The sequence below is a fragment of the Mesorhizobium sp. M0862 genome (assembly GCF_040319795.1).
In the GTDB taxonomy this organism is placed as follows: Bacteria; Pseudomonadota; Alphaproteobacteria; order Rhizobiales; family Rhizobiaceae; genus Mesorhizobium.
On record NZ_JAMYOJ010000013.1, the window covers coordinates 53,624 to 71,642 of the forward strand.

Annotated in this window: 15 protein-coding genes and 1 tRNA gene; 8 read left to right on the top strand and 8 right to left on the bottom strand. The window is 62.0% G+C overall.

Annotated features, from left to right (window positions below):
• Positions 1–38: 38 nt before the first annotated feature.
• Complete coding sequence (locus NKI15_RS20155; RefSeq protein WP_352515109.1) at positions 39–1,250, top strand: UbiH/UbiF family hydroxylase; 1,212 nt, start codon at positions 39–41, stop codon at positions 1,248–1,250.
• Here the strand turns inward: NKI15_RS20155 and NKI15_RS20160 are convergent.
• Positions 1,227–2,189 (bottom strand): AEC family transporter, encoded by a 963-nt coding sequence (locus NKI15_RS20160; RefSeq protein WP_023741221.1) that lies wholly within the window; start codon positions 2,187–2,189, stop codon positions 1,227–1,229. The two genes, NKI15_RS20155 and NKI15_RS20160, sit on opposite strands and share 24 nt — an antisense overlap.
• A gap of 224 nt (positions 2,190–2,413) precedes the next feature.
• On the opposite strand from NKI15_RS20160, the gene hspQ reads away from it, so the two are divergent.
• Positions 2,414–2,737 carry a heat shock protein HspQ gene (gene hspQ / locus NKI15_RS20165; protein ID WP_023668971.1) on the top strand — a complete coding sequence of 108 codons (324 nt, stop codon included), beginning with the start codon at positions 2,414–2,416 and terminating at the stop codon, positions 2,735–2,737.
• 81 nt (positions 2,738–2,818) lie between these two features.
• Here the strand turns inward: hspQ and NKI15_RS20170 are convergent, their stop codons facing one another.
• Complete coding sequence (locus NKI15_RS20170; RefSeq protein ID WP_023668972.1) at positions 2,819–3,442, bottom strand: invasion associated locus B family protein; 624 nt, start codon at positions 3,440–3,442, stop codon at positions 2,819–2,821.
• Between the two features lie 261 nt (positions 3,443–3,703).
• Between NKI15_RS20170 and NKI15_RS20175 the strand changes: the two genes are divergently transcribed.
• Together NKI15_RS20175 and NKI15_RS20180 are read left to right on the top strand one after the other, a co-directional pair.
• Positions 3,704–5,524 (top strand): extracellular solute-binding protein, encoded by a 1,821-nt coding sequence (locus NKI15_RS20175; protein ID WP_023748800.1) that lies wholly within the window; start codon positions 3,704–3,706, stop codon positions 5,522–5,524.
• 49 nt (positions 5,525–5,573) lie between these two features.
• A complete protein-coding gene (locus NKI15_RS20180) occupies positions 5,574–6,254 on the top strand; it encodes a DsbA family oxidoreductase (RefSeq protein ID WP_023730583.1) in 681 nt (226 codons plus the stop codon).
• A 6-nt stretch (positions 6,255–6,260) separates the two neighbouring features.
• On the opposite strand, the gene NKI15_RS20185 is transcribed toward NKI15_RS20180, so the two are convergent.
• Positions 6,261–6,695: a hypothetical protein gene (locus tag NKI15_RS20185; protein ID WP_023748799.1), complete on the bottom strand. Its 435-nt coding sequence runs from the start codon at positions 6,693–6,695 to the stop codon at positions 6,261–6,263.
• 601 nt (positions 6,696–7,296) lie between these two features.
• Between NKI15_RS20185 and NKI15_RS20190 the strand changes: the two genes are divergently transcribed.
• Positions 7,297–9,183 (top strand): ABC transporter ATP-binding protein/permease, encoded by a 1,887-nt coding sequence (locus tag NKI15_RS20190; RefSeq protein WP_023696128.1) that lies wholly within the window; start codon positions 7,297–7,299, stop codon positions 9,181–9,183.
• Positions 9,184–9,472: 289 nt separating this feature from the next.
• Entirely contained in the window at positions 9,473–10,840 is a 1,368-nt protein-coding gene (gene mgtE / locus NKI15_RS20195; RefSeq protein WP_352515110.1) for a magnesium transporter, read from the top strand.
• Positions 10,841–10,914: 74 nt separating this feature from the next.
• On the opposite strand, the gene gor is transcribed toward mgtE, so the two are convergent.
• The 3 genes from gor to rpiA form a co-directional block, all read right to left on the bottom strand.
• Entirely contained in the window at positions 10,915–12,306 is a 1,392-nt protein-coding gene (gene gor / locus NKI15_RS20200; protein WP_023750699.1) for a glutathione-disulfide reductase, read from the bottom strand.
• A 124-nt stretch (positions 12,307–12,430) separates the two neighbouring features.
• Positions 12,431–13,048 carry a DUF2059 domain-containing protein gene (locus tag NKI15_RS20205; RefSeq protein ID WP_023668979.1) on the bottom strand — a complete coding sequence of 206 codons (618 nt, stop codon included), beginning with the start codon at positions 13,046–13,048 and terminating at the stop codon, positions 12,431–12,433.
• Positions 13,035–13,766 (bottom strand): ribose-5-phosphate isomerase RpiA, encoded by a 732-nt coding sequence (gene rpiA, locus NKI15_RS20210; RefSeq protein ID WP_023748796.1) that lies wholly within the window; start codon positions 13,764–13,766, stop codon positions 13,035–13,037. Before rpiA ends, NKI15_RS20205 begins: the two co-directional genes overlap by 14 nt.
• Positions 13,767–13,921: 155 nt before the next feature.
• Here rpiA and NKI15_RS20215 point away from each other — a divergent pair, with 155 nt between their 5' ends.
• Both NKI15_RS20215 and NKI15_RS20220 read left to right on the top strand, forming a co-directional pair.
• Positions 13,922–14,605 (top strand): phosphoglycolate phosphatase, encoded by a 684-nt coding sequence (locus NKI15_RS20215; RefSeq protein WP_023736611.1) that lies wholly within the window; start codon positions 13,922–13,924, stop codon positions 14,603–14,605.
• 128 nt (positions 14,606–14,733) lie between these two features.
• Positions 14,734–14,808 (top strand) — tRNA-Val (locus NKI15_RS20220).
• A 38-nt stretch (positions 14,809–14,846) separates the two neighbouring features.
• On the opposite strand, the gene NKI15_RS20225 is transcribed toward NKI15_RS20220, so the two are convergent.
• On the bottom strand, positions 14,847–15,119 hold the full coding sequence (locus tag NKI15_RS20225) for a hypothetical protein (protein WP_023748795.1): 273 nt from the start codon (positions 15,117–15,119) through the stop codon (positions 14,847–14,849).
• A gap of 248 nt (positions 15,120–15,367) precedes the next feature.
• On the bottom strand, positions 15,368–17,632 hold the full coding sequence (locus tag NKI15_RS20230) for a DNA/RNA non-specific endonuclease (protein WP_352515111.1): 2,265 nt from the start codon (positions 17,630–17,632) through the stop codon (positions 15,368–15,370).
• Positions 17,633–18,019: the final 387 nt, after the last annotated feature.

Sequence of the window (18,019 nt, forward strand, 5' to 3'; positions counted from 1 at the left end):
CATGGGTAGACACCTGCATCGCAAACTGGAAGTCCAATTTGGATCATCTCGAGACAGCACGGATACTGGTAGCCGGCAGCGGCCCTGCCGGACTGATCGCGGCGCTCGGTTTCGCCGAGGCGGGCTTTCCGGTAACCCTGGTCGGACCCGAAGCAGGCGGGCCCGATGGCCGGACCACGGCGCTGATGAACCCTGCTCTCAAGGTTCTCGATCGGCTGGGCGTGCTGGCCGAACTTGCGCCGAAGGCCGCGCCGCTGAAGGTCATGCGCATCGTTGATGCGACCAGCCGGCTGATCCGCAGCCCGGTGGTGACTTTTCGCGCCATAGAGATCGGCGAGGAGCAGTTCGGGCTCAACCTGCCCAACAGTGCGCTGAACCCGACGCTGGCCAAGTCCGTCGCGGCGCATCCCGGCATCGAATGGCTGACGTCGATGGTCGAGAGTTGGCGTCTGGACGCCGATCAGGCGCATGCCGTCTTGACTGATGGTCGCGAAGTCTCGGCCGCGCTTGCGGTCGCTGCCGATGGGCGCCTGTCGCCGGCGCGCGAGGCGGCAGGCATAGTGGCCTCGGTGCGATCCTACCGCCAAGCGGCGCTGGTGCTGAATTTTGGCCATCGCAGCGAACACGGCTTCACCTCGACCGAGTTCCACACAGAGACCGGGCCGTTCACCCAGGTGCCGCTGCCCGGCAACCGCTCCAGCCTCGTCTGGGTGGTGAAACCGGAGACGGCGAAGGACCTCGCCGCACTCGATGACGCGACGCTTTCCGAGCGTGTCGAGCAGCAGATGCAGTCGATGCTGGGCCGGGTGTCGGTCGAGCCCGGTCGGCAGATCTACCCGCTGTCGGCGGCATCGCCCGGGCGCTTCGCGCAAAACCGTGTGGCGCTGGTCGGCGAGGCTGCACATGTGTTCCCGCCGATCGGAGCCCAAGGTCTCAACCTCGGCATCAGGGACATCGAGGATCTGATTGGAATCGCTGGTGAAAATCGCGGCGACCCCGGCGCCGCGAAGGCCCTGGCCGCCTATGATTCCAAGCGCCGTCCCGACATTCTGGCGCGTTCCGGCGCGGTCAATCTGCTCAACATGTCGCTGCTTTCGGACATGCTGCCGGCGCAGATGGCACGCAGCGCCGGCCTCAATGTGCTCGGCAGTTTCGCGCCGCTGCGCGCCTTTTTCATGCGCGAAGGCTTGAGGCCGGGCAGCGGCTTTGCGGCGCTTACCGGCGGTTCAGGGAAACAGGTCCGGCGGTAAGATGCCGTGGCGGATCATGTAGAGCAGCCCGGTCACCGTCAGCACCGAGAGGCAGGTAGTAATCAGCACGCTGGCCGAGGCGCGTTGCACCCAGACGCCATATTGCTGGGCGATGACGAAGACGTTGGTTGCGGTCGGTAATGCCGCCAAAAGCACGGCTGAAAAAACCCAGATTTCGGAAAAGTTCCCGATCCAGCTCAGCACGACGTAGCAGAGCGATGGATGCAGGATCAGCTTCAGCGCCGCGATCGACGCCAGCTCATGCGGCACGCGGTTGAGCGGCCGGAGCGCAAGCGTCACGCCCATGGCAAACAGGGCGCAAGGGGCGGCTGCCCGCGAAAGATATTCAAGCAGGCGATCGACCGGCTGCGGTGGGTGAAAGCCGAGATAGGCAGCGCCGACGCCAAGCGCGGTCGCGATGATGAACGGGTGCAGGACGATTTTCCTGACTACGCCGAGGATGAGCCGCCACGGCGATGTCTTGTCGTCGCCCGACAGCGCCATCATCATCGGCGCGATGGCGAAATGCATGATATTTTCGAAGCAGAAGATCAGCGCGACGGGAACCGCCGCTTGTTCGCCGAAGGCGAGCAGCGCCAGCCCCGGCCCCATATAGCCGATATTGCCGTAGGCCGCGGCCAGCGCCTTGATCGTCGACTGGGCGATCTCGCCGCGCGACGCCGTCACCGACCATACGAACATGATCGAGAAGATCGTGTAGGTGGAAAATACCGAGCCGAAGATGAAGCGCCATTCGGTCAACTGTTCGAACGGCGTGCGGGCCAGCAATTGGAAGAACAGGGCAGGAAGCGCGACATAGACGATGAAGGTGTTCATCCAGCCAAGCGCTTCCAGCGGCTGCCTGGTCATGCGCGCGACCAGAAAGCCGATGAAAATCAGCCCGAAGAACGGAAGAACAAGACCGACAATGTCAGACATTTTTGCCCTGGCCCGAAACCCCGGGACCGGGCTAGCCCGTAGCTTCATCGGGCGTCAAGCGCCTCGGCATTGAACTGACACGCTTTCTGCGCCAAATAAAGCCTGATCCCAGACCTAAGTCGGGCTCGATTTTTGGCCAGGGTGTGTGTAAATTCAAAGTCTTAGAGCGCTCTTCGCACATTCGAGGGGACACCGGGCGCTCTAGAGGCTTAGTGGTGAGTATGATGAAAACGGCCAAATTTTCGATCGGACAGGTGGTTCGTCATCGGCTGTTTCCGTTCCGCGGCATCATTTTCGATGTCGATCCGCAATTTGCCAACACCGACGAATGGTACGAAGCCATCCCGGCCGACGTGCGGCCGCGCAAGGACCAGCCGTTCTACCATCTGCTCGCCGAGAATTCGGAAACCGAATACATCGCCTATGTCTCCGAGCAGAACCTGCTCGAGGATCAATCGGGCGAACCGGTCCGGCATCCACAGATCGGCGAGATGTTCGACAAGCGGCCCGACGGACGCTATGAGCCAAAACGCCAGTCGAGACACTGACATCACCTTGCATCGACGTGACGACAACAAAAAAGCGGGGCATGACCCCGCTTTTTGTCGCTCCGGTATCTGTCCCGGCGATTAGTTGGCGGCTTTGGCCTTGGCCTGCTCGTCCTTGAGCTTCTTGGCGAAGTCCTGGTTGTTCTTGACGACGAAATCCTGAAGTTTTTTCTGCCGATCCTCGATGTCCGACTGCTGCAGCGGCGCGCCGTCAAAGGCGCCGCTGAAGCCGGTCAAGGCAACCTTGATTGGATTTGGCTGACTCTGGAAGTTGATCGAGGTCAGCGTGATCGCCTGTCCCTTCTTGAAGGACGCGACGAGCGCGTCGGTCAGCGGCACTTCGGCAACGCAACGGTCGGCGAAGCAAATGACATAATCCAGCTTCGTCGCCTTGCCGGCGTCTATTTGCAGGGCGATGCCGGGGGGCACCAGGCGACCTGGGGGAACCGTGACCTGGAAGACCTTGCGGTTTACCTTGCCCTTCAACTCGATCAGGCTGACGCCGGTGACGAACTGGCCGTTGCCGGCAGTGATGATGTTCTGGACATTGCAGATGTCGACATCTTCCTGCTTGGTGCAGGCCTTGAACCAACCCTGCGGAATCTGTTGCTGTGCCGAAGCGGTGGGAAGTCCGGCGCCCAGAAAGCCGACCACGCCCGCGGCCAGGACCGAAAGGCGGTATGCGTTGCTGTTCAGGCTCGTCATGTCGTGCATTTCCTCTCAAATGATCCCGGGACCGGCTTCTTCGCGCCGTGTGGTCCTGCTACCTGTTGCCGAATTGAGGCAACAGAATGACTTCGGAGCGCGTGTTACACTGCATGAGCAGCCGAATCCAGCCCGCCGCCTGCAATTCTTGGGCCTCGCAATTTGGGTCGTGCGATTTGGGTTGATGTATCTGGCCGGAGCGCCGCGGCGCCATGTTAGGGTGCACTCCGAATCATCAAGCCGCCCAGTAAGGAGACGGTCATGGGCCGCATTCTTGTTTGGCTGATCGCCGCAATTTCGTTCTTCGCCTTTGCACCCGGCGTGGCGATGTCGGAACCGAAACATGCCATCGCCATGCAGGGCGAGCCGGCGCTGCCAGCCGACTACCAGCATTTCGACTACGTCAATCCCGATGCGCCCAAGGGCGGCAACATCACTTACTGCGTCGTCGGCAGCTTCGACAATCTGAACCCGTTCATCCTGAAGAGCCTGCGCACCACGGCGCGCGGCATGCAGGACCTCATTTTCGGCAATCTCGTCTTCGAGCCGTTGATGATGCGCAACTACGACGAGGCCTTCAGCCTCTATGGCCTGCTCGCAGACACGGCCGATATGGATCCCGAGCGCAAGTGGATCGAGTTCCATCTCAACCCAAATGCAAAGTGGTCCGATGGCGAGCCGGTGACGCCGGATGACGTGCTTTTCACCTACGATGTCTTCACCGACAAGGGCCGCCCGCCCTACAGGGATCGCATGAGCCTGATCGCCAAGCTCGAAAAGACCGGCGATGACAGCGTGCGCTTCACCTTCAACGACAAGGCCAATCGCGAGACTCCCTTGATCATCGCGCTAACGCCGATCATCCCAAAGCACGCCTTCAACAAGGATACCTTCGACAAGACGACGTTGAAGCCGGTGATCGGCAGCGGTCCCTATACCATCGACAAGGTGCAGCCGGGACAGCGCATCGTCTTCAAGCGCAACCCGAATTACTGGGGCAAGGACATCCCTTCCAAGCGCGGCTTCGACAATTACGACCAGATCACCATCGAGTACTTCCTCAACGCCAATGCCAAGACGGAAGCGTTCAAGAAAGGCATCTGCGCCATTTACGATGAGGGCGATCCGGTCAAGCGCGAGCGCGATATCGATTTTCCCGCCTTTCATCGCGGCGAGGTGATCGCCGAGACCTTCGACACCGGCATACCGCCCGTGGTGACCGGCTTCCTGTTCAACACGCGACTGGAGAAGTTTTCCAATCCGGAGGTGCGGCGCGCGCTCGGCATGCTCTACGACTTCGAATGGGCCAACAAGAACCTGTTCGGCGGTAAGTACACGCGCACGATGAGCTACTGGCAGAATTCCGAACTTTCCGCGCTCGGCCATCCCGCCAGTGACAGGGAAAAGGCGCTGCTGGCGCCCTACCCCGGCCGCGTGCCGGCCGATGTCATGGACGGCAGCTGGCGCCCGCCGGTGAATGACGGCACCGGCCAGGACCGCAAGGTGATGAAGGTGGCGTTCGACCTGCTGAAGAGTCAGGGCTACGCCGTTAGGGATGGTGTCCTGCTGGACCCAAAGGGAACTCCGTTCGGTTTCGAGATCCTGACGGCGTCGCAGGACGAGGAACGCTTTGCCGCCATTTATCAGCGCTCGCTGGAAAAGATCGGCATCGCGGTGACCATCCGCAGCCTCGAAGCCGACCAGATCCAGTCGCGCAAGCAGCGTTTCGACTTTGAGGTTCTTGTCGGGTCGAGCGGGTTCAGCAACTCGCTGTCTCCCGGTATGGAGCAGAACCTTCGCTGGGGTTCTTCAGAGGCCCAAAGAGAAGGTTCATTCAATCTGGCCGGCGTCGCCGATCCAGCGGTCGACGCGGCGATCGACGCGATGCTGAGAGCACGGACCAAGGAAGACTATGTCGCCGCCGTGCGCGTGCTCGACCGATTGCTGATCTCCGGCAATTACATGGTGCCGATGCAGTACAACGCGCAGCAATGGCTCGCTTACTGGAATTACCTGGATCATCCCAAAAAGACACCCATATTCGGTTATCAATGGCCGACATGGTGGCGCAAGCCGAACTGAGCGTAGCCGAGATCATGCTCGGTAAAACGCTCGGCTGCAGGAGATCAAGATGAGCGATGACAATTCCATTACGGTCGACGTGGTTTCCGACGTCGTCTGCCCCTGGTGCTTCGTCGGCCAGAAGCGGCTGGATAAAGCGATTGCCGCTGCCGGCGACGTTGAGGTTCATGTGCGCTGGCGGCCGTTCCAGCTCGACCCGACCATCCCGCTCGAGGGCAAGGACCGGCGCGAATACATGCTGGCCAAATTCGGCAGCGACGAGCGCATCCGTCAGATGCATGCCCGCATAGAGCCGCTCGGCGAAGCCGAAGGCATCGATTTCGCTTTCGACGCCATCAAGGTCGCCGCCAACACGCTGGACGCGCATCGTGTCATCCGCTGGGCCGGTGCCGCCGGTGAAGCCGTGCAGAACCGGCTCGTGCGCCGGCTGTTCCAGCTGTATTTCGAGGAAGGCGGCAATATTGGCGACCACGCCGTGCTGGTCGATGCCGCCCGCGAGGCAGGCATGGACGCTGCCGTGGTCGAAACGCTGTTGCCGACCGATGCCGACGTCGAGGAGGTGCGCACAGAAATCGCCACGGCGTCGCGGATGGGGATCACCGGCGTGCCGTGTTTCCTGCTCGAAGGTAAATACGCCGTCATGGGCGCGCAGGACGCCGACACGCTGACTGATGCCATCCGCCAGGTCGCGGCTGCAAAGGCCAAGGGCGAGCTGGAAAAGGCCGGCTGACCGAAGTTATTTCACCGTCACCTTGGCTTTGCTGAGGAAGAATCCGTGGCCGTTGCTGCCCGTGCAGGTCAGTCCCTTGGTTGACGACTGGCAGGTAAACGGCCCTTTGCTCCAGCTGCTTCCGTAAGCCAGCTTCGCCACATCGCTGCAGCAGCCCTGCTCGCCCGGATTCTTGATCAATGTCGCCGGGCCGTTCGGCCCAAGGATCACGGTGACGTAGCTGGGCTCGACGCGCGAACAGCTCAGTTCCGGACCGCCATCCTGTGGCTCGTAGGTGCTGGTGCCACCCTTGGGCGTGTAGATGCAGCCGATGTTGCCGGACGGGGCATTGAACTCGATCTGCCCTTCGGCGCTTGCCGCAATGGTCTGGCTGCCGGCATGCGCCAGAGGCAGCCAGGCAAGGAACGACAGGATTGCGGGAGCGGCGGCGCGTGCAAGCATGGGAGCTTCCTTGTTCAAGAACCGGATATGCATGGGTGCCGACAGTGCCCGGCAAGGTTCATTCCAGCGCGCACGATTGTCAAACGGCATTAAGCTGCAGCTAAAAAGCGCGTGCGGACTCATGAACAGTCGCTGTGCAGGGCGATCTTGCGTGCCCGACATGATGGCCTGTGAGATGATTCGCGCAGCCTTGGAGCGATCACCGATGGCAGTTTTTCGACCGATCCGGTTAGCGCGCACCAGGAAAACCGGCTGACGGGCAAGGCTTTTTGGTCACAAAGCCGTGTATGAGCCTTCCCTCAGGGAATATTTCCGCACATCTGAGCGTTCTCGCAAAGCATTGAAACGAAGGGGATATTTGGCCTAGAAACGGCGGCATCCCAGCACCGACTGTTGCCTCATGGCAACGGCGGGTGGGCTGCCTCACATTCGCCGGGATAAAATTCATAGAAAATGATCAATTGGTGTTACTATCCGTAACAAAACTAAAAAAGGTTTGGGCGGGATTGTGATTCGGGTCGACAGACCGCGACGTTCAATATCGGCACTTTGGAACCGCGACGCCCCCGCCGGGCCGTCGCCCCTGACGCCAGTATCGTCGATGCGGACCTTCTGGGGACTGATGCGGGCCTACTGGTTCTCGGACCGGTGGAGGGAGGCCTGGGCTCTCACCGTCGTCCTCGCACTCATCATAGCCCTGTCGAGCAAGGCCGACGTCTGGTTTACCGTGTTGGCGGGCGAACTGGCAGCCTCAATCGCTTTTTTTCACGACGCCGCGAATACCACGCCCCTTGAATCGGTGCTTACCAATGCCGGCCTGCTTGTCCTGCTGGTCGTGTTCAAGGACATGGGAATCATAGGCGCCTGCAAATTTGTATCGGCGACATTGCATCGCAAATGGCGCGCCTGGCTGAACGCGCGTTTCAATGCGGCGCTGCTCGATACCAACCATACGCACTACCACGCCCAGAATGGCTCGCCAGATGCGCCAGCGCCCGACAACATTGATCAGCGCGTGCAGGAATCCATCAAAGACATGGCGGGCGGTGCCATCGGGCTTGCCCAAGGTGTGTTCGGCGTCTTCACCTCACTTTATTTTGTCGGCGGCGCTTTGCTGGCGAATTCCGTGGAGGTAAAAGGCCTGGATGCCCTCGGCAGCTATGGCAGCGCCGTCCTCGCTCTGCTGGCGGTTGCCATCTACGTGCCCGTCAATACCTGGATCGCGATCAAACTCGGCGGAATGCTGGAGTGGCTCAACGTCAGGATGCAGAAGGCCGAAGGCACCTATCGCAGCGAGCTGATCACTTTGTTGCGCCGCAGTTTCCATGTGTCGGCGTCGCAAGGCGAAGACGTGCAAAAGACGATACATGGACGGCTCTATCTCGATATCGATACCACCTGGTCGAAGCTCAACATCGTCAACACCCTCTATGCGGGATTCGAATCGGTCTATAATTTCGTCGGGGCCAAAGTTGTCGCCTACGGACCTGGTCTGGTGCCGTTCATCCACAACGGCGTCGACCTCAAGGGCTACATAACCGGTTCCGAGCAGGTCAACGCGCTGATCAGCAAATGTTCCTGGTTCATCCATGTTATGCCGAGTCTCGCCACCTTGCGGGCCAACAGCCAGCGCGTCATTGAATTGGCGCACGCCATTGAAAACGTCCAACAGCCGCAGGAATTCTACAGCCAGACCGGCCGTTCCGATTTCCACTATGCCAGCCAGAACCCGGTCTTCGGCCTGACCATCCAGAAGCTTGAACTGGCGCATCAGGGTGAAGACGCCACGCCGTTCCTGAGCGCAGCTAATCTGCGCTTTCGGCGCGGCGAGTGGGCATTCCTCAAGGGCGAATCCGGCTGCGGCAAGACTTCGCTGATCAAGGCGATCAACGGCTTGTGGCCTTATGGCCGCGGCACCATCGTCTTCCCTGACGGTGTGAGGAGCTTCTATGCCGCCCAGGAGGTCAAGCTGCAGCTGGTGTCGCTGAAGCAGCTGGTGTGCCTGCCCGGCTCCGAGGACGACTATGGCGATGCGCAGGTCGCGGCAGCCCTGCACAAGGCCGGCCTTGGCGATTTCATCGAACACATGGCCGATGAAAGCCGCGAGGGAAAGATCTGGGACCAGCTGCTGTCCGGCGGCCAGAAGCAGAAGCTGGTTGTGGCCCGCATCGTGCTGCAGCAACCGGGACTGCTGTTCCTCGACGAAGCGACCGGCGCGCTCGATCCGGATGGCAAGATCGCCTTCCACCAGGCCATCAAGGACAACTGTCCCGATGTCACGGTGATCAGCATCATGCATGAGGCGGTGCCGCCACGTTCGGCCTCGGGCGAGGAATTCTACCATAGCGTGGTCGCGATCGCCGACGGCGTCGCCACCAAGAGGCCGCTTGTTCCGAACCTTCCGCGCGAGCTCACCACCATCCTTACGCAGCCGCGGCCGGTCGAGGACAAATGGATGCGTTTTTCACGCCGGCTGAAGCAGAAATAGCAGCCACGCCGAAGCGCGTTCCGCCACTGGCGGCGGGGCACTCGCTCCCTCCCCCTTCAATAATCATCACAGTCTCGCGATTGGGCCGGCTCCCGGCTGTTTTCCGCCACCCCCGCGATTGACTCGCCAAGATGCGCTCCTATGTTGCGCACGCTCGCTGAATTCCAACTCGAACCCGCGAGCAGAAAGGTCACCGCGCCATGCCTGGCGACAGTAGTCGAACGCAACCGCCGTCCGCCTCGATGTGACTCTAACGGCTCACGTCCCGCCGGACGGCAAGGAGTGAGCCATGAACGAATTTACCCCCGTCGTAGCGGGCGACGATGCCGTCGCTATCGCGCGTATCCTTGCCAATGATCACGTCGCCGATGTCGTCGAGGCCCTGAACCGGGAATCTCGCGATACCGCGATAGAACTGCTTTGCGAAATGCCGTTCGAGCGGCTGGTCGAGATCTTCGACCAGCCTGAACTCGACGGCGCCTCCGATCTGGCCGAGGCGCTGCCGCGCGCCAAGGCGTGCAAGCTGCTGACCGCCATGTCGGTCGACCGCGCCGCCGATATCCTGCGAGAGCTGGATGAGCCGACGCGCTCCGAGCTGCTCGGCGGGTTGATCCCGCCGCTGCGGGCAACGCTGCTTTCCATTCTCGGCTATCCCGAAGGCAGCGCCGCCTCGATCATGACGACCGAATTCGTCAGCGTGCCGTCGGACTGGTCCGTCGGGCGCACGCTCGACTACATCCGCAAGGTGGAGCGGACGCGGGAGACCGTCTACGCCATCTACATCGTCGATCCAGACACGCATGTGCTGGTGCGCTCGACCGGCCTGCGCCGGCTGATCACCGGCGAGCCGGACGATCCGATCCTGTCGGTGGCGCCGGATCGCGCCCCGGTGACGGTGACGCCGCTGACCGATCGCGAGACACTGGCGCAGACGATCTCCAAATATGACCTGCTCGCGGTTCCCGTCGTCGACCATGGCAAGATCCTCGGCATCGTCACCATCGACGACATCATCGACACCATGATCGAGGAGACGACCGAGGACGCGCATCGCTTCGGCGGCATGGAGGCGCTCGACGAGCCCTACATGAAGATGAGCTTTCTCGCCATGATCAAGAAGCGCGGCGGCTGGCTGTGCGCGCTGTTCATCTCGGAGATGCTGACCGCCAATGCCATGCAAAGCTATGAAGGCGAACTGCAAAAAGCGATCGTGCTCACTCTATTCATCCCGCTGATCATGAGCTCGGGCGGCAATTCCGGTTCGCAGGCGACCTCGCTCGTCATTCGCGCGCTGGCGCTGCGCGAGATCGGCCTTCGCGACTGGTGGCGGGTGGCGTTGCGCGAATTGCCCACCGGCTTCGTGCTCGGCGCCATGCTTGGCGTGGTCGGCATCTGCCGCATCGCGCTCTGGCAATATATGGGCTTCTACGATTATGGGCCGCATTGGCCGCTGATCGCGGCGACCGTGGGGGCAGCACTCGTCGGCATCGTCACGTTCGGCTCGCTGTCGGGGTCGATGCTGCCGTTCGCGCTGAAACGGATCGGCTTCGATCCGGCGAGCGCCTCGGCGCCGTTCGTCGCCACGCTGGTCGATGTCACCGGTCTGGTGATCTATTTCTCGGTGGCGCTGGTCATCCTGCGCGGCACTTTGTTGTAATAAGCTTCAGGCCTCCCATCTCGGTGGCAACAGCGGCTGCCATGGGGGGTTCTTCAAGATCGAGCGCGCGGGCGTCAATCGACCCGCACGCCGTTCTTCACGCGGTAGGTAGGCTTGTACATGGTGACCAGTTCCTCCGCTGCCGTCGGGTGGACGGCCATGGTGCGGTCGAAATCATCCTTGGTGACGCCGGCCTTCAGCGGAATGCCGAGCAACTGCGCCATCTCGCCGGCGTCCGGCCCGAGGATGTGCGCGCCGAGCACTTTTCGCGTGGCGCCATCGACCACCAGCTTCGTCAGCATCCTTTCGTCGCGGCCCGACAGCGTGTGCCGCATCGGCCGGAATGTGGCGCGGTAGATTTCGATATCGGAGTAGCGCTTGACGGCATCGTCCTCGGACAGCCCGACGGTGCCGATCTCCGGCTGTGAGAAGACGGCGGTCGGGATGGTGTCGTGGTCGGGCGCGGTCGGATTGCCTTTGAATGCGGTCTCGATGAAACACATGGCCTCGTGGATCGCCACCGGTGTCAACTGCACGCGGTTGGTGACGTCGCCGATCGCCCAGATGTTGTCGATGTTGGTGCGGGAATACTGGTCGACAACGATGGCGCCGGTTATGCCGAGTTCGATGCCGACGCCTTCCAGGCCCATATTCTCGGTGTTGGGGAGGCGGCCGATGGCGAGCATGACCTGGTCGACGGTCAGCACCTTGCCGCCGGTGACCAACGCATCCAGCCTGCCGTCCGGCCGCTTGCGGACCCATTCCGACACGGCGTGGCAGAGGATCTTGATCCCCTTCTTTTCCATGGTCTCGTGCAGCATGCGCCGCAGGTCCATGTCGAAGCGCGACAGTATCTCCTTGCCGCGATAGACCAGCGTGGTGTCGACGCCCAAGCCATGGAAGATATTGGCGAATTCGACGGCGATGTAGCCGCCGCCCTCGATCATGATCGCCTTCGGCAGTTGCTTGAGGTCGAAAACCTCATTGGAAAAGATGCAATGCTCGTGACCGGGCAGCGCCGGGTGCGGCGCCGGCCGGCCGCCGGTGGCGATCAGGATCTGGTCGGCGGTGACGGTGCGGTCATCGCCCAGGAGATGCACGACATGCGGGTCGACCAGCATGGCGCGCGAGTGGAACGTCTCGCCGCCGGCGCCTTTCACGTTCTTTTCGTAGATCGCTTCCAGACGGGCGATCTCGCGGTCCTTGTTGGCGACCAGCGTCGGCCAGTCGAAGCTCGCCTCCGGCACCGTCCAGCCATAGCCGGCGGCGTCGGCAAAATGCTCGGGAAATTGCGAGGCATAGACATAGAGTTTTTTCGGCACGCAGCCACGGATGACGCAGGTGCCGCCATAGCGGTATTCCTCGGCGATGCCGACACGCTTGCCGAGCGCTGCCGCCACGCGCGCCGCCCTCACCCCGCCGGAGCCGCCGCCGATGACGAAGAGATCGTAGTCGTAACCGGCCATGCTGCTGTTCCTTGCCCCAAGAAATGTTTGAGACAGGTAGGCTGCATGAAGCCAAAAGAAAAGCCCGGTTTCCACCGGGCTTTCTGGTCCAGCGGCAAGGATGCCGGTGGCGAAATCAGACGTCTTAGTTCTTCGGCGCTTCCGGCTGGTCACCGTCTGCGGGCGCATCGCCGTCGGCAGGTGCAGCGCCATCGGCGGGGGCAGTTGCGTTATCCGGCGCAGGCGCGGCCGGAGCAGCGGCCTTCGCGGCGGCTGCCAGCGTTTCGCCGACCTGCTGGGCGAGATCGCGCGCCAGGCCGTTCTGCCAGATGTCGGCGGCCTTGACCAGTTCGCGCGTCACGTTGGGGCCGTTGTCGAGCAGCTTCTTGCCGGCATCGGAATTGTAGAAGGCGGCGATGTCGGTGAGATCCTTCTCGGAGAACACCTTGGCATAGGCGAGCGCTGCTTCCTTCTCCAGATCGGCACGGCGCGAGGCCAGCGCCAGTGCCTTTTCGCTGACGGTCTTGCCGATCAGCTCCTGCATATCAGGGTTCTTCTGGATAAGCTGCTGCTCGAGCGAGGCCGCCGCTTGCGGCAGGATGTTGTCGAACGAGTCGGTCGCGTGGATTGCCGTGACCGCCGCCCGTGCCGCCTTCAGATGCGATTCCGTGATCTCCTGCGAGAACGCCGGGGAGGAGAAGGCGAAAACGGCCGAAGCCGCCAGAACGGCGCAAAGATTGCGAACCCGGTTATGCAACATCATGATCGGTAGAACTCCCTGGTTTTCGGGCGGCATGGACGGTTTGGATGCCGTCGCCGCCGGCGATGATGGCCGCTGACGCCAGCCCGATGAAAAGACCATGCTCGACCACACCAGGAATGGCATGGAGAGCATTCGAAAGCGCTCTTGTATCCGGAATGCGGCCAAAAGATGCATCGAGGATAAAATGGCCGCCGTCTGTAACAAAAGGCTGGCCCCCCGTCATCCTCAATGTAACCGGGCCGGAAAGGCCGAGACTTTTGGCCGCTGCCGCGACCGCGATTTCGGTCGCGCGCAGGCCGAACCGGTTGACTTCGATCGGCAAGGGAAACCGGCCAAGGGTGTCGACCATCTTCGAGCGATCGGCAATGACGATCATGCGCTGAGATGCCGCCGCGACGATCTTCTCGCGCAGCAGCGCGCCGCCGCCGCCCTTGATCAGTGTCAGCGCCGCGTCGATCTCGTCGGCGCCGTCGACGGTAAGGTCGAGCTCGGGCGTTTCCTCAAGCGTCGACAGCGGCACGCCAAGTTCGCGGCAAAGGGCTGCGGTGCGCTCCGACGTCGGCACGCCGATGACGGACAAGCCGGTGGCGATCTTTTCGGCCAGCAGCCGCACGAATTCGTCGGCCGTCGTCCCGGTGCCGATGCCGATGCGCATGCCGTCGCTGACATGGGCAAGGGCTGCCCGCGCGGCCTCGACTTTCAACTGCCTCGCATCCATGCTCGCCCCGGGGGTTTGGCTTGGTTCTGATTTTTCTGGATGCGCGCTCCTAGCACTTTTGCCCGCAGGGTCAAAGACTTTGGCTCGCACCGGCTTGCCTGAAAGAAGCGCAGCCGCTATCGCCTGCCTGCAATGCATCAGCCACAGGACAGGCCATGACCCAACCGATCATCGTGTTCGACCTCGACGGGACGCTGATCGACACGGCGCCGGATCTGCTCGACAGCCTGAACCACAGCCTTGCCGCCAGCGAGCTTGCGGCTGTCGACGAGGCAGGCTTCCGGCGTTTTGTCGGCCAGGGCGGACGCGTGATGATCGAGCGCGCGCATACCGCGCAGCAGAAATCGTTGGCAGTGGACGAGCACGACCGGCTGCTGAAACTGTTCCTCGATCACTACACGGTCAACATTCCCGGCAAGTCGCGCCCCTACCCCGGCGTGGTCGAGGCGATCGCCCGCTTCGAGGCGGCCGGCTATCTGCTTGCCATCTGCACCAACAAATATGAGGCGAATTCGAAAGCGCTGATCGAGGCGCTCGGCCTGACAAAGCATTTCGCCGCGATCGCCGGCCAGGACACGTTCGCCTTCCGCAAGCCCGACCCGCGCCATCTGACCGAGACCATCCGGCTCGCCGGCGGCGATCCGCATCATGCGCTGATGGTCGGCGATTCGCAGACCGACATCGACACCGCCAAGGCAGCCGGCATTCCGGTGGTCGCCGTCGATTTCGGCTACACCGACCGCCATGTCAGAGAATTCGAGCCGTCGGCGGTGATTTCGCATTTCGACGCGCTGACGCTCGACCTGGCGGAACGGCTGATTGCAGCTGCGGCCGGCTGAGCGAAACGGGCGATTGCGCGGCAGCGCCTACCCTCGCCTATTTCAGGCATAGAAGGCGGGCGCATCGCCTTGACTTCACAACCCTGCCTCCCTTATATCGCGGCTCGCTTGGCCTTCGGGCAACGAGCGGGCGATTAGCTCAGCGGGAGAGCACACCCTTCACACGGGTGGGGTCGCAGGTTCAATCCCTGCATCGCCCACCATTTTCTTCCCCTGAACAGCACACTCCAAGCCAGCACTCCTAGCAGCTGCAACTCGCCCCTTCCCCACCAAAATTCTTCTGCGCAAAGTTCAACGCGCTTGAGTAGCTCGTATAGCTCTGGAACTGGCAGACATCAGAGCCGTTGCGCACCTTCATCTGCTCGATATCCCAGAACGAAACCTCGATGTGATCGTTGGCGCAGTAGACCGTGTATTTTTCAGGCTCCAGCGCGCTGGCTTTCTGCAGCGGCATGGAGACGGCTGGAATGGAAAGCGCGGAAAGTGCAAGCATGATGGCGTGACGTGTGCGCATGTAAAAACCCCGAATGAAAACCAGCCCGTATTATTGCCGCTATCTTGAAGCGCTGCATCACGGCTTTTTGACGAACGACTTCTTTCCGGTGCCCGGCTCGCCGTCAGCTATGTGCTGATCCAGATCTCCGCTGTGTTGGCGCTAATTGGTACCGCTCGGGGGCGCGTGGCCGGCAGCAGGGAGGTCGGCTTGGATTGCGTCCATTCGGTCATGGTGTTCCCTGCAAGGCATCGCAGCGCCGCGCGAGCCTAAGCCTTCTTCTTTCGTCTCCGTGATCCCGCCCGCATCGCAATTTCGGTGCCGCGAACCGTTTCGTACTGGTCGGCATCGACCAGCGACTGGTCGAAGGTGACGCCGGTCATTTCGGAGATTTCGGTCAGCGGGTACATGGCGCCGATGAACTCGTCGGAGACGGCAAACTCCAGCTCCGTGTCTGACAGATCCTGTTCGAGCACGAAGCCATAACTGGCGATGCCGTCACTGACGCGGGCGACCACCACCTTCCAGAAGCGGCGCGGCACTAGCGCGCGAAGACTGGTGCCTTTGGGACCCTTGCCGGCAAAGGTCCGGTCGTCTTTGGCGAGGACCGGCCCGGCGAAGACGCAAAGCCGCTCGCTCGCCGCCTCCGACAGGACGTGGTTCTCAAGATCGCCCCAGTTCTTCTCGCCGCTGTCGGAGCGGTTGTAGCCTTCGACCTGGGGCGAGCAGTTGGTGACATGGAAGGAGCAGACATTGCCCCTGAGCAGCAGCTCGAAGGTGCTGCCCCAGGCCACGTCATCGCGCCTGACGATATGACCCTTGTCGAAGGCGCCCTGATCCTGGGTGTAGAAGACGTCGGGGATCTGGTACTTGTCGTCGAGCCGCAGATCCGGGAACCAGCGCTCGCTGAACAGGCCGCCGCGCGAATAGTTGCGGCCCTTTTCCGGCTCGCGCAGATTGCTCTCCTCGGTGACGTTGGAGGCGGTGAACAGCGCCAGCCGCCGCTTGGCGTGCATCTTGAGCGAAAAATTCTGGTAGTCGAGTTGCGTGCCGCCGGCCTTGAGCGGCGCCAGCACGGAGAGGTCGGTGGCCTCAGGCATGGGCACAACGACCGGCGCGAGTTTGGTGCCGCCAGAGAGAAATTTCTCATCGTAGCCCTTATAGCCGGCATAGTCCGCGACCGTTTTGGGAACGAATGCGCCGCCTGGAGGGGTCGGCTTGGCCGCTTCGAGCTCGACCGATTCCGTGACCGCTTCATGGGCAGGCGTTGCGCCGAGCGAGACGGTGATGCGCAACGGCACTTCGAAGGTGACGCTGCCGCCCGGCGAAACGACGACGCCTCCGGATGGAGGCGTCTGGGTGGCGACGCCCGGGATCTGCTGGACGCCGCCGACTTCAACCAGGTTTACGCCCTCGGCCGGCGACCCGCTGTCCGCCTTGTTCCACCATGCGCCCCAATCGTTTGGGCCGCCGCTGGCGGCGCCGGCGAAATTGAGGCCGAGGTCGACGACACGCTGGTCCTTGGCGAGCGCGCCGGTGGGCACGGCGTAGTTGCGCTCGAGATAGCGGCCGGCGAAATGCAGCGCCACGACCTCGCCGGTGGCGAGGTTGATCATGGCGGTGCCGGAGTTGCCGCCAGTGGTCGAGCAATCATGTGTCGCCGCGCTGACGATCTTGCCGAAACTCTCCGTATCGAAGCCGCCCTGCAGCATGCCCGGTTGCAGGCGCTTGACCTGGAAACGATTGCGCATGAGCTCGTTCTGGACATCGACCGCGTTGCGATTGTCGAACGCGGGATAGCCGATGGCGACGACTTCCTGGCGCAGCATATCGCGCGCGTCGGCGACCGCGAGCGACAGCGGCGTGATGTTGTCGGGCAGGCCTTCGACTTCGAGGATCGCCATGTCCCAATAGGGATGGATCATCCGGACATTGCGGATCTTGAAGACGTTTCCCGCCGCCGAATCGCGCTTGAAGTCGATGCCGGCGGCGCGGCCGTTGATGAATTGCAGATTGCGGTCGCCAAGGCCGTCCGCAAATATCTGCGCCACATGACGGTTGGTCATCAGCAGGTTGCGGCCGACGACGAAGCCCGTGCCGCCGTAAGGGATATTGGTGTTCCACAACAGTTCGATACGCCCGATCGCCGGCAGGGCGGCTTCGATGCGCTGCTTCAATGCGGCCTCGCTGGTAAGCTTCGTCCACAGGGAATGGCCAGGTGTCGGAGCGCCGTCGAAAGTCAGCGTCGTAAAGGTGCCATCCTTGATGTCATAGACCGGCCGCAACTCCGGGATGATTATGGCTTCCAGATCGGAAAGCTGCTCGGGCGCGACTTCGGCGCCCCGCGCGAGGCTCTCCATGCCAGCGCGCGCCGATTCAAACGCCGCCTCCGTCTTGCCGGCTTCCGCAGGCGCAAGGGATTCCAGAGCGCCGCCTGCCATCTTCTCCATGTTGCCGAGGACCGATTCAGTCCCCTCGCCCCCGGTGACGAGATCGAGATATTGACGGATTCGCTGCTCTCTGCTGACCGGCATAGTCGCCCCCAAAGGTCCTGTCGAAGTAAAAGAACTGTATTGCCAGATTTTAGACCGGCGCAATTCTGACCGGCAGGCAAAGAAACAAATCAATTTGCGTCGAAGATGACCGGAGCGCAACGTCGGCATGTCTCTTTGCCGGCAGTCGCTCGCGCGATGTATGACGTTCGCATTATTTCAGCGATGCCGTATGTGATCTCCGTCACAGACGCTCACGCTGTTTGCGCCCACCTATCGCAACGGGTGGAAGGGCCATTGCGGCCGCTCGGTTTTACAGAAATTTTATCACCTATCCATTTTTATCAGTTGGCGCCTGCACGCGCGGCTCCTCTCGCCGCGCGTGCAGGCGGCTTTCCGCCCGGCACGAGCCAGGCACTGGGCGCGACC